The following is a 12,231-nucleotide window of genomic DNA, read 5'->3' on the forward strand; positions in this document are numbered from 1 at the left end:
TGATTGAAATATCCTAATTTAGACACTTTTTAGCTAAAAATAATATTAAAAAACTAAAATAAACATTTTTTAAGGAAGTAATTATGAATATTTTATTGCTTGAAGATGATTATTTATATGCTACTAGTATTTGTGAATATTTGCAAGATTTAGGATTTAGTGTTGATGTTTTTAGTGATGGCGACTTAGCCTGTAAAACTATCGCAAATAAATTTTATCATCTTTATATACTTGATATAAAAGTAATAAATACTAATGGCTTTGATGTATTAAGTTATATAAAAAGCTTAAATATTACTAACCCTATTATGATGATGACTTCAAGAACTGATATAGCAAGTATTAAAAAAGGATATGAGCTAGGCTGCAATGAATACCTTAAAAAACCTTTTGAACTAGATGAATTAAAATATAGAATTAAAGAATTATTAAAACAATTTTTTAACACTCAAAGCAATGATACAATCACAATTTCAGGCGAGTTTGTATATGATTATATTTCTAAAAGTCTTAGCAAAAATAAAACTCTAATAGAGCTTACTAGTAAAGAAATCACATTGATTGAATATTTGTTAAGCAATAAATCAAGTTATGTAAATGTAAGCAGTATTTATGAATACGTATGGGGGGGGGCAAATGAAGAATTTGAAAACAATGGCTCAAGCGATGTAAGAGTATATGTAAAAAGAATTAGAGCAAAAACTTGCGATGATTTTATAATATCATCTAGAGGACTTGGCTATAAAATCAATGTCTAAGCAAACAATACTATTAACCCTTATAGCTTTAGTCATATCAATGTTAGCTATAAATATATTGAAATTAAGTGTAGCTAATGATAAAAACTCTACGCTATTAGAACTAGCAAGTTATATAAATAAGGATTTAAATAACTTAAAAGATATAAAAATATGTATTTTCAATAATGAAGAAATTTTAAAATGCGAACTTGATATAAACTATATAAAAGATGATTTTATATATAAAACTCATAATTCTTTGCTTTATTACAAATTCCAAAAACAAATAAACAATACAACATACAATGTGGTGCTATCAAAACCTTGCGTTTATAACAAAAGCATAATCAATGCTGCTATAGTGTTTGGTGGGGGAACTTTTATATTATTTGTTTTAATTTACTTAGTTTATAAAAACAATATCAAAAGTTTAATTTGGTATAAAAACACTATGAATACATTTTTTTATGATGCAATGCACGAGTTAAAAACGCCATTGGGTATAGCCTTATTAAATGCTGATATGTTAGAAAGTAATAGATATCAAAAAAGAATTAAAGCAGCACTAAATCAGATGAAAACAACATATGATGATGTAGGATTTTATATAGAAAATCCAAATGCTAAATACCCACTAAAAAATATTAATTTTTCTAATTTTTTAAAAACAAGAATTGATTTTTTTAATAGTATTGCTAGTATGAAAAGTGTGGAATTTCATTTAGAAATCACTAATGATTTATATGTATTAATCAGCGAAGTAGAGTTACTAAGAATTGTAGATAATAATATTTCAAATGCAATTAAATATACAAAAGTTAATTCTAAAATTACAATATCTTTAAACCAATCAAATGAAAAAATAATTTTTATAATACAAGATGAAGGAATTGGCATAAAAGATACAAAAAGAATTTGGCAAAGATATGCTAGAGAAGATTTGGCTAAAGGTGGATTTGGCTTAGGTCTTAATATAGTAAGAAATATTTGCAAAAAATACGATATTGTATATGAAGCATTTAATTATGAAAAAGGGGCTATTTTTAAATACTCTTTTAAATCATAATTTTTTAATTTAATCTTAATTTAAAAACTAAAAAATATAATTAATTAACTTAAAATCTTAATTTAAAGGTGCATAATGAAAAAAGTCCTCATATCACTACTCGTAATATCTAATCTTTATTCTTATGAATATACAAATAAAGTTCATCCTTTCGGAATGTATTTTGGAACTCAAAACCATAAACAACATACAGATATAGATTTAGCTGATTGCGTTATAAATAATACAAGAAATAATGATAAAGGCAGAAGCGCTTGTTTTCAACTTTATCAAATCTTTAACATAGATGATCATTTTAATAGAACTGATGCTGAAGATGAGCAAAGAATTATTGTAAATTGGGGATTTAATTGGGATTATGCTTGGGCTAAACTAGATTATCAAAATAGCATTGTGAAAAAATTTGGCTCTTTTAAAGGCAATCAATCATCTCATCATACCGATTCAAGAAGATTTAGAGAAAATGTATTTTGCGTAAATTACGAAGATAATGCAGCGGGAACTAATTATAATCCTAATAATTACGATGATTTTATTTCTCATCAAAACTCAAAACCTAAAAAGCTAGATAGTGTAAAAAATACTGAAATTACTTTTCCAATGAAATCTTATTTTTATGATGAATCGTATATTCAAGATGTATTTAAAGAATTTGAAGTTAATACAACAGGCAAAATCATACTTTTAGCAAGTAGCAATAATGATTCAATTTTTAGCTATTTTTTAAGCGAACAATTACTAAATAATGAAAAAAACTCAAATGCTTATAGATTTGCAAATACCTATCTAGGCTATCAGCACGGCTCAAGCACAACTTCTGATAGCGAAAACGCATACAATGATTTTGTAAGATTTATGAAAAGCAAAGGTTGTAGATTAAATCCTGACCAAGGATTTGCTAGCGGAATACCTTTAACGCTAGATGAGAACGAAGTAGGTGCGACCTTAACTGATAATGCTTATTATACAAATGATGAATGCGCTAAATATTCAGAACAATTTTTCTTAAAAAATAATGCCTTGTATTCTCCTAAAGAATTTTTAAAAGGTAATGCTAAATGGGGATTTTTAAATAATCAATATTTCGCACAAAATAAATCAGGACTAAGCAAATGCTACACATTTAATATGGAATATTACGATGGATATTATTTTTCTAGCAATGGATATTACAATGAAAAAAGTCAGTGGAAATCAAACGAACATAAAACCTATGATATAAAAGCTTTAAGGCTTAGGAATTTCGTTTATAACAACAATCAATCACTTGCAAATGCTAAGTATATCCAAAGATTTTCTCCTTACATAGATACAACACAAGAAAGAAGTATTTATAGTATTCATAAAACTAGAGATGGAGCAATAGGCGAAAAAGCAATATATAAAGAAATCAAAAATTCAAAAGATTGTATAATCAAAGTTGGACCTGGATTATTTGATATACGAAAAGAATGTAAGAATTCAAAATACAAACAAAACGGCATAAGAGAAAGAGCTGGAATTATGCCTAAAGATATAGGTAATCAAGAAAATATAAGCACAAAAATCTTTAGCCTACATTTAAGACCAACTTCATTAAAAGAAGAATATAAATACTATAAAGATAATATGAAAAAATATACGGCAAGTCCAGGGGATTTATACGCTCATTTAAAAAATCCAAAATATTTTACATCTACAGATATTGTAAATTGGGGTAAAAATTATGGAGATGGTAAATTCCCTGCTGATACAATTGTAGGCATTTATAAAAATAAGCCTGAAATTAATGCTAATTTTAAATTCTTATTCTATCCTGACGCAAATAGCACTAAATTTAGTTTAATTTCAAAAGATTTAAATCCAGCAGGCAGTGCAAAAGTAGGAGATAAAACATATCCTATATTTAATAAAATTCCTGAAGTTCATATAACTCCATTTTATAATGGTCAAAACTTAGAAAAAAGATATGATTATACAAAGACTAAAGATGGAAATTATATAAAATGTTGTGATAAAGATTTAAGCAAATATTATGTAGATTTAAGAGTTCAAATTAGCACTTTAGCAAAAAATGGAAATGATTACAATATTGTATCAAGACAACCAAGTGTAATTTATTATGAACTAGATTTAGATTACGCTAATTCAGAAAACTTAGAATACTTCATAAGAGAACTTAGCTTTAAATTAAAAGAACCATCGTTAATAGAAATTACAACAGAAAGAATTTACGATAACGATAAAAGACCTATGTTTGAAGTAGATAGTAAAAATATTATAAAAGGTGTTAGTGATACTGCAGCATTTATTTTAACAGATGAAGAAATAGTGCAAAAACAACACTATTTTGGAAGTATTTGGAAAATACTAAATAGAAAACCTAGTCTAGGAGAAGATTTAAGACCTAGTATTAAAGATTTAAATGATAAAAAAGCAAAAATAGCTAATGATACATATACAAGAATGGTTGGAGATAATGTATATATAGGTTTTGTTCATGCAGCTGATAAAACTAGAATTAGTTTCTTTTCTAATACTGCAAGTGTAAATCACGATGATGGAAGAGCTACTAAGGTTTTAATATACGATAAAGATGATTTTAGAGTAAATCCTGATAATCAAATGATGGGAGATTTTATAATTGAATTTATCAATATAACTCCAGGTCGCCACGATATTTGCTATACTCAAAAAGATATGCAAGGTAAATTATTAACCCCTACTCCAATATGCAAAAACTTTATGGTAAGACCAGCTGAAATAAAAATAAATAATTTTGTTACTAAAGCAGGAGAAGGATTAAAAAAACCTTTACCAACTACTCTTAAAGCAAGTGTATTAGATACTCAAGATAGAAAATTAAGTATTAATTCAAATATAGGAATTAAAGAAGCTAAATTAAAAGTTACAAATAGCAAAGGTAGTTTTTATACATTTGATTTAGAAACAAGTGCTTATAACAAAATTAGTCAACTAAATCCTATTAATTTTAAACGCAATAATAAAGATTATAGTTTTGATATGGTAGTTGCTTATCCTTTTGCTGGAAGTGGAATTATTGAGTTTAAAGACAATGATTTTGTAGGAAGTGATATTACTAATAAAAAATGTGAAAATACTGGATTTTCAAATACAATCAACGCTAATGGAAAAATATCTTGCCATATATTAATTAAGCCTATTAATGCTGATTTTACTAGCTCATCTACTACGAATTTAAATAATATAAAAACATCTGATGGTTTATCTGATGCTGTTTTATTTTCTGATGAAGTTGTAGGACAAAGCGAAGCTGATTTGGGTAAATGTTCTGGTATAAATTGTGATTTTACACATTCACTAAATATACCTGTAAATATAGAAAATAAAGGCTCAAGTTCTGCTAATAGTTTAGAATATGTATATAAGTATTTTCCTAGCGATATTGATATAGATTTTGATTTAAATTTCTTAGATAATAACGATACTCAAGCTAGTAGTAGATATAGAATTTATACAAATAAATTAAGTATTAAAAATATGAATATCACAAATCAAAAAATCAAAATGACTTTAAGTGCTAGCAATACTACACTAAATGCAATTTTTGATTCAAAAATGCAAAATTTAGATAACGAAGTCAATAAAAATTTAAATACTCTAAGTAGCGTTGCTAAAAAATACGAAGCAAGTCCTGATGATTTAGAATTTATTACAAAAATAGGCTATACAAAATTCCAAAAAACAAATGACTTAGCACCTAGTAAAGACATTTTAAATAAGCCTGATGTAAATGAATTTAATCTTGATACTACAAGTAGCATAACAATAGATAAAGGAACTCCTGTTAATTTTACAAAAAATTATCCATTTATTTTTGCTTATGCAATGTATAAAGATACTAAAGCAGATGCGGGTAAAAAATATAAAAAATTATTACCGAGTGATTTAAAATTAAAATATATAAATACAACTGGTAAAATTAGCGAATTATACACAAGCACAACTACTAGCGGGCATTATTATCTAAAACCAATTGCTGATATTATTAATAATATTTCTTTTACAAGTGATTATAATTCTAATATCAAAAAACTTACAGATGGAAGTATTGAACTTGAATTATCAAGTGATAAAAAAACTAATGAATATATAAAAGATTTAATTAGAATGCACTCAAATAGCGAAATTAGTGCAAAAGAAAGCTTTAGCGTAGAATACACTAAATAATTTTTTAGGAATTTAAAATAAATCAAATTATTTTAAATTCCTTTTAATTTTTAATATAAAAATGCCTTTTTATAATTCTTACTATTTTTTAAGTTTGTATGTTTATAATTTTAGCTTTATTTTTTACAAGGAGATTTTTTGGACCCCAGTTATACGGCATTAATGCTGTTTTTAGCATTGTTTTGTGTTTTTTTAAATGGATTTTTTGTATTATCTGAGTTTAGTATTGTCAAGATTAGAAAAAGTAAGTTAGAAGAATTTGTAAATCAAAAAAGAGCTAATTCAAAACTAGCTTTAGAAATGTATAAAAATTTAGATACTTATTTATCAGCTACTCAATTAGGTATTACTTTAAGTTCTTTGGCTCTTGGTTGGTTAGGAGAAAGTTCTGTCGCTGTTTTATTAAATAAAATTCTATCAAGCTTTGATGTAAATCCTATAGCAATACATAGTATTTCTGTTGCTATTTCTTTTATATTAATTACACTACTTCATGTAGTTTTAGGAGAAATTGTTCCAAAAAGTATAGCAATTGCAAAAACTGAAAGCATAGTTTTATGGATAGCAAGACCACTTTATTTATTTAGAATAATTTTTGCACCTTTCATAGTTACATTTGATTTCTTATCTTTATCTATATTAAAAATATTAAGAATAAAAACAAACGAGCACGCAGCTCACTCTGAAGAAGAAATTAAATTCATAGCAAGCGAAAGTCAAAAAAGTGGCGTTTTAGATGAATTTGAAACCGAACTTATACAAAATGCTGTTGATTTTAGTGATATTGTAGCAAAAGAAATAATGACTCCTAGAAGAGATATGATTTGCTTAAATAAAGTTAATTCATACGAAGAAAATATAAAAATAGTTCATGATTATAAACACACTAGATTTCCTTTTATAGATGCTAGTAAAGACAATGTTTTAGGTATGATTCATATTAGAGATTTATTAGATAATCAAAATAAAGATTTAAATGAATGTGTAAGAAAAGTTCTATTTGTTCCAGAAAATATTAGTATTTCAAAGGTTCTTGTTCAAATGAATAAAGAGCAAATTCATACAGCCATAGTAATTGATGAATATGGTGGAACAGCTGGGCTTTTAACTATGGAAGACATTATTGAAGAACTTGTTGGAGATATAAACGATGAGCATGATAAAAAAGAACAAGATTTCAGAAAAATTAACGATAGTGTTTATATAGTAAATGGAAGACTAGATATTGAAAGTGTTGAAGAAATTCTAGATATTAAATATGATGATGAATTAGAAGAACTTACAATTGGTGGTTATGTCTTTAATCGTTTAGGACATGTTCCAAGTGAAAAAGAAAGATGTGAAGATGAGCATTGTTATTATGAAATAAAACAAATGCAATCAAATAGTATAAAATACTTAAAAATAATCAAAAAAACAAAGGAAAAACTATGAATAAATATAGATTAATTACTAGAAGTGATATGGATGGACTTGTATGTGCTGTTTTGCTTAAACATATGGATTTAATAAGTGATATTAAATTCGTTCATCCAAAAGATATGCAAGATGGAACAATAGAAATTACAAATAATGATATTGTTACAAACTTACCATATTGTCCTAATGCTTATTTAGTGTTTGACCATCACGAAAGCGAAAGTATTAGAAACGGAAAAGCAGATAATCATATAATTATTCCAGATGCACCAAGTGCTGCTAGAGTTGTTTATGATTATTATGAAAAACAAGGCGTAAAATTTCCTGAAGAATGGCACGATATGATGGTAGCTGTTGATAAAGCAGATAGCGCTCAATTTTTAATGGAAGATGTACTTGAGCCTAAAGGTTGGGAATTCTTAAGCTTTTTAATGGATAGTAGAACTGGACTTGGTAGATTTCACGATTTTAGAATAAGCAATTATAACCTTATGATGGATTTAATTGATTATTGTAAAAATCATAAAATTGATGATATTATGAAATTACCTGATGTAGTAGAAAGAAGCGATTTATACATTAAATACGAAAAAGAATTTAAAGAACAACTAAAAAGATGCTCTAAAGTTTATAAAAACCTTGTTGTTTTAGATTTAAGCAAAGAAGAAATCATTTATCCAGGTAATCGCTTTATGATTTATGCACTTTATCCTGAATGCAATATATCAATTCATAAAATCTTAGGATTTAGAGGTCAAAATATGGTTTATGCGACAGGTAAAAGTATATTTAATAGAACTAGCAAAACAAACATAGGTGAGCTAATGTTAAAATACGGCGGTGGCGGACACGAAGCTGCTGGGACTTGTCAAGTTGCTCACGAAAATGCAGATATTGTATTAAATGAATTAATTGCTAAAATTAACGCTGATGGTTAATCTTTCTTACTCGTTTTAAATTCTTATATTTAAAACGAGTTTTCTAATAAAAATCAAAAAAATATAAAAACTATAAAAAATTAAATTGGAAAAATTATTTGAAGTTATGAAATGGTGCTTAGGGGGAGACTCGAACTCCCGACCTCCGGCTTATGAGACCAGCGCTCTAGCCAGCTGAGCTACCTAAGCGTGAATAAAAAAAGCAAATTATATATATTTTTGCTTAAAATTTTATAAAATTAAAAATATTTCTAATAAATTGCGTATTAAACTTGCCAACTATGCTATTTAAAAACTAATTTTGCTATATTTTTACACAAATACTAATATTTTTTTTGTTTTTTAGCTAAATATTGTTTTTTTATTGTAAAATAGGGCTTTTAATCAATATTAAGGAGTTTTAGATGACTAAAGCAGATTTTATTTCATTAGTTGCTGAAAAAGCAGAAATTACTAAAAAAGATGCTACAACTGCAGTAAATGCTGTATTTGAAGCACTAGCTGAGTCTTTAGAAAAAGGTGAATCAATTCCATTTAATGGTTTTGGAACTTTCTCAACAACTGATAGAGCAGAAAGAACTGCAAGAGTTCCAAGCACAGGTAAAGAAATTAAAGTTCCAGCAACTAAAGTTGTTAAATTCAAAGTTAGCAGCGTGTTAAAAGAAAAAGTTGCTGCAACAGCTTGCAAAACTGGTAAATGTGGTAAGAAAAAGAAATAATTACCCAATTTAGTGGCGTTTTTAATGCCACTAAATATATATTTTTTTAGTATAAATACTCAACGCTTTTAATTCTTTTTTCCCAATTTTATAATAAATATATTTTAGATAGTTTTTAATATCATCATTACTAATTTTTCTTGTATTTGAATAATAATCTAAAATATAATTAGGTATTTTTATTCTTTGATTTGCAGTTAGATTTTTTCTTATAAAAGGTTTTAAAATTCTTTTTGCACTATTATGATTTTTAATACTTGAAAACCTTGCAAACATAAAAGGCAATTTAGTTAATTCATACCATTTTTCACACATATCAATGTATTTTTCTTTATTATTTACATATTCTTTTAGTGCCTTATCTCCAATAATTACTTTACCATTTAATTTTAAAACCTTAGCTAAAGCATTTGAAGTGGCTGATTCTTTATCATTTTGTGCATTTGAGTTCTTTTCAACTAATACACTTAATACCTTTTTGTTAGCGCAAATTCCTATATTTAAATTCTTATATTTTGACCTTTTACTTTCAATACTAGAAATAATTGCGCAATCTAATCTTTTTTCTTTCAATGCTTTATTTAATTTTGCAGGAACATCTTTTTTATACTCTATGCTTTTTTTTACATAGCTTGGTAATTTTGAGCTTTTTAAATAAAAATGCAGTGGTAATAAATTAATATAATCAATCTTTCCGAATATCATTTTTACTCCTAAATAAAAATAAAAATGCCACTAATATAACTAAATAATGCAATGTTTCAGGAATTTTCACACTTAAAGAATAATGAAATGCCGCTAGTAAAAACACAAAATTAGAATAATTTAAATACTTTTTATAAAACATTAAAATCATAAAAATAAATGCAATTAATCCTAAAAGATTTCTTATTGCAATAGTATTTGTAAATAATATTTTTATATTAAATTGATTATCTACTATAACAAAATTTAAAAAATGCAATATTGCAAAAAATCCAGCTAATTTACCAAAAAACTTTATAAAAACTAAGAATTTATTAGGTAAAGCAATACTTAAAAATAAAGATATTAAAGCAAGTTGCCCACTTGCTTTATAAATATCTTTTACATAATCATATCCTAATAAAACAGATGATATAAAATACCCAAAAGACGCTAAAACTAAAAGAATTTTAATTGCAATAATCATTAAAAATTCTTTCTTAAATCTAAATCTTTATATAAATACCCAACTTCTTCTTCATAACCATTAAATAATTGAGTATCTTCTTTAAAAAAGCTACCTAAAACCCTATGCGATGCTTGAGACCATCTAGGATGTGGGACATTTGGATTAACATTTGCATAAAAGCCGTATTCATTCGGATTGTATTTTTCCCAAGAGCTAATAGGTTGTTCTTTAGTAAATTCAATTTTAGCAATTGATTTAATATATTTAAAACCATATTTCCAAGGAACAACTAAGCGAATTGGAGCTCCATTTTGAGCTTTTAATTTTTCTTTATAAAGCCCTGTTGCAAGTAATGTTAGCGGGTGCATTGCTTCATCTAATCTTAATCCTTCTACATAAGGATAATCCAATACTCCATTAAATCTTTGATCAGGAAAAATATCAGGGTCATATAAACTTGTAAATTTAACAAATTTTGCTTCACTTGTTGGCTTTGCAAGATTAATCAATTCTCTTAATTCAAATCCTTGCCAAGGTAAATTCATACTCCAAGCTTCTACGCAGCGTAATTTATAAACCCTTTCAACAATTTTAAAAGCTGATAAATCAGTTAAGGTCATTGGGTTTTCACACAAACCACCTATCTCAATTGAAATAGCTTTATCATTTAAGCTTGATTTACTAGCTAATCTTACGCATTCGCTTTTGTTTGTGCTAAACTCATAAAAATTAACATAATTATAAGCATATTCACTATCGCTTGGAACTAAATCAAGATTGGTTTTTGCTAATTCTTCAGCTATTGCTTGGCTTGAAACTATAGTTCCTGCACCTAATTTTAAAAAATTTCTTCTATTTAAATAATAATTTTTATCTGTTACCATTTTTTCTCCTTATTAATTTTTAATTCTAGGTAAAAAAAATAAATACTTATTATGAAAAATCTGTTAAACTTCGCAAAAATTTAATTTAAAGGAAAAAGTATGGCAATTAAAGCTGATTACATCTGGATGGATGGACAAATTATTAACTTTGCTGATGCAAAAGTTCATTTTTTAACTCACTCATTACATTATGCTAACGCAGTATTTGAAGGAACAAGAGCGTATAAAACAGAAAATGGTATGGCTATTTTTAGATTGCAAGATCACACTAAAAGATTATTAGAAAGTGCAAAAATCACTGCAATTACTCCACCATTTTCGCAAAAAGAATTAGAAGATGCTCAAATTGAGTTATTAAGACGCAATAATTTTAATTCAAATACATATATTCGCCCTTTAATTTTCTTAGGCGATGGTATTATGGGAATTTATCATGCAAAAGCTCCTGTTAGAGTAGGTATTGCAGCTTGGGAATGGGGTGCTTATTTAGGAGAAGATGGACTTAATAAAGGTATTAAAGTATGTTGTTCATCATTAATGAGAAATAGCACAAAAGCAAATTTCAATAAAGCAAAAGCAAGTGCAAACTATCTAAACTCAATGATGGCTAAATATGAAGCTATTAATTCAGGTTTTGAAGAAGCTTTAATGTGTGATGAAGAAGGATTTATAGCAGAAGGCACAGGCGAGTGCTTTTTCATGGTTAAAAATGGCGTATTAATCACTCCACCAAATGATTATGCTCTAAAATCAATCACTCAAGATTCTGTTTTAAAAATTGCAAAAGATTTAGGTATTAGTGTAGAAAGAAGAAGAATTAGTAGAGATGAAGTTTATGTTTGTGATGAAGCATTCTTTACAGGAACAGCAGCTGAAATTACTCCTATTAATTCACTAGATCATAGAGTAATAGGAAATGGGGCTCGTGGAGAAATTACTAAAAAAATCCAAGATGCTTTCTTTGATATAGTATATGGAAGAAATGAAAAATACGCTTCTTGGCTAACTTATATTTAATTTTTAGAGCGGATTATCGCTCTAAACTTTATAATATATAGAATCTAAAATAAGAATTTGATTTTAACTTTTAATTTTATTAACAATAAGACTATCTTTTATAA

General features: G+C 26.5%; 10 protein-coding genes and 1 tRNA gene. 7 read left to right on the top strand and 4 right to left on the bottom strand.

The features are described 5' to 3' along the window. Positions 1 to 83 precede the first annotated feature (83 nt). The 5 genes from AVBRAN9331_RS07100 (at position 84) to AVBRAN9331_RS07120 (ending at position 8,354) form a co-directional block, all read left to right on the top strand. Positions 84 to 758, top strand: a complete 675-nt coding sequence (locus AVBRAN9331_RS07100) for a response regulator transcription factor (protein ID WP_336612703.1) — start codon at positions 84 to 86, stop codon at positions 756 to 758. Between the two features lie 40 nt (positions 759 to 798). After that, the gene (locus tag AVBRAN9331_RS07105; protein ID WP_336612704.1) at positions 799 to 1,806 is read left to right on the top strand and encodes a sensor histidine kinase; all 1,008 of its coding nucleotides are present in this window, start codon (positions 799 to 801) and stop codon (positions 1,804 to 1,806) included. Positions 1,807 to 1,881: 75 nt separating this feature from the next. Beyond that, a complete protein-coding gene (locus AVBRAN9331_RS07110) occupies positions 1,882 to 5,997 on the top strand; it encodes a hypothetical protein (RefSeq protein WP_336612705.1) in 4,116 nt (1,371 codons plus the stop codon). Positions 5,998 to 6,159: 162 nt separating this feature from the next. Next, positions 6,160 to 7,431: a hemolysin family protein gene (locus AVBRAN9331_RS07115; RefSeq protein ID WP_336612719.1), complete on the top strand. Its 1,272-nt coding sequence runs from the start codon at positions 6,160 to 6,162 to the stop codon at positions 7,429 to 7,431. Then, entirely contained in the window at positions 7,428 to 8,354 is a 927-nt protein-coding gene (locus AVBRAN9331_RS07120) for an exopolyphosphatase (protein ID WP_214118727.1), read from the top strand. The genes AVBRAN9331_RS07115 and AVBRAN9331_RS07120 overlap by 4 nt, the downstream gene beginning before the upstream one ends. Before the next feature lie 112 nt (positions 8,355 to 8,466). Here the strand turns inward: AVBRAN9331_RS07120 and AVBRAN9331_RS07125 are convergent. Beyond that, positions 8,467 to 8,543 (bottom strand) — tRNA-Met (locus tag AVBRAN9331_RS07125). Between the two features lie 215 nt (positions 8,544 to 8,758). Between AVBRAN9331_RS07125 and AVBRAN9331_RS07130 the strand changes: the two genes are divergently transcribed. Next, positions 8,759 to 9,073, top strand: a complete 315-nt coding sequence (locus tag AVBRAN9331_RS07130) for an HU family DNA-binding protein (protein WP_214118724.1) — start codon at positions 8,759 to 8,761, stop codon at positions 9,071 to 9,073. A gap of 30 nt (positions 9,074 to 9,103) precedes the next feature. On the opposite strand, the gene AVBRAN9331_RS07135 is transcribed toward AVBRAN9331_RS07130, so the two are convergent. Genes AVBRAN9331_RS07135 through msrP form a run of 3 tightly spaced genes read right to left on the bottom strand, consistent with a single transcriptional unit; the run spans position 9,104 to position 11,110 of the window. Next, entirely contained in the window at positions 9,104 to 9,778 is a 675-nt protein-coding gene (locus AVBRAN9331_RS07135; RefSeq protein WP_214150241.1) for an MqnA/MqnD/SBP family protein, read from the bottom strand. Then, positions 9,759 to 10,244, bottom strand: a complete 486-nt coding sequence (locus tag AVBRAN9331_RS07140; RefSeq protein ID WP_214118720.1) for a hypothetical protein — start codon at positions 10,242 to 10,244, stop codon at positions 9,759 to 9,761. The genes AVBRAN9331_RS07135 and AVBRAN9331_RS07140 overlap by 20 nt, the downstream gene beginning before the upstream one ends. Beyond that, positions 10,244 to 11,110 (bottom strand): protein-methionine-sulfoxide reductase catalytic subunit MsrP, encoded by an 867-nt coding sequence (msrP, locus tag AVBRAN9331_RS07145; RefSeq protein WP_336609608.1) that lies wholly within the window; start codon positions 11,108 to 11,110, stop codon positions 10,244 to 10,246. Before msrP ends, AVBRAN9331_RS07140 begins: the two co-directional genes overlap by 1 nt. Before the next feature lie 99 nt (positions 11,111 to 11,209). Between msrP and AVBRAN9331_RS07150 the strand changes: the two genes are divergently transcribed. Beyond that, positions 11,210 to 12,127: a branched-chain-amino-acid transaminase gene (locus tag AVBRAN9331_RS07150; protein WP_214118718.1), complete on the top strand. Its 918-nt coding sequence runs from the start codon at positions 11,210 to 11,212 to the stop codon at positions 12,125 to 12,127. Positions 12,128 to 12,231 lie beyond the last annotated feature (104 nt).

This window comes from Campylobacter sp. RM9331, assembly GCF_020137685.1.
Taxonomy (GTDB): Bacteria; Campylobacterota; Campylobacteria; order Campylobacterales; family Campylobacteraceae; genus Campylobacter_E.

Bases quoted from the DNA above. Each gene is read 5' to 3' on its own strand.
- AVBRAN9331_RS07100 (WP_336612703.1), top strand. From the start codon at position 84: ATGAATATTTTATTGCTTGAAGATGATTATTTATATGCTACTAGTATT.
- AVBRAN9331_RS07105 (WP_336612704.1), top strand. From the start codon at position 799: ATGTTAGCTATAAATATATTGAAATTAAGTGTAGCTAATGATAAAAAC.
- AVBRAN9331_RS07130 (WP_214118724.1), top strand. From the start codon at position 8,759: ATGACTAAAGCAGATTTTATTTCATTAGTTGCTGAAAAAGCAGAAATT.
- AVBRAN9331_RS07110 (WP_336612705.1), top strand. From the start codon at position 1,882: ATGAAAAAAGTCCTCATATCACTACTCGTAATATCTAATCTTTATTCT.
- AVBRAN9331_RS07115 (WP_336612719.1), top strand. From the start codon at position 6,160: ATGCTGTTTTTAGCATTGTTTTGTGTTTTTTTAAATGGATTTTTTGTA.
- AVBRAN9331_RS07120 (WP_214118727.1), top strand. From the start codon at position 7,428: ATGAATAAATATAGATTAATTACTAGAAGTGATATGGATGGACTTGTA.
- msrP (WP_336609608.1), bottom strand. From the start codon at position 11,110: ATGGTAACAGATAAAAATTATTATTTAAATAGAAGAAATTTTTTAAAA.
- AVBRAN9331_RS07135 (WP_214150241.1), bottom strand. From the start codon at position 9,778: ATGATATTCGGAAAGATTGATTATATTAATTTATTACCACTGCATTTT.
- AVBRAN9331_RS07150 (WP_214118718.1), top strand. From the start codon at position 11,210: ATGGCAATTAAAGCTGATTACATCTGGATGGATGGACAAATTATTAAC.
- AVBRAN9331_RS07140 (WP_214118720.1), bottom strand. From the start codon at position 10,244: ATGATTATTGCAATTAAAATTCTTTTAGTTTTAGCGTCTTTTGGGTAT.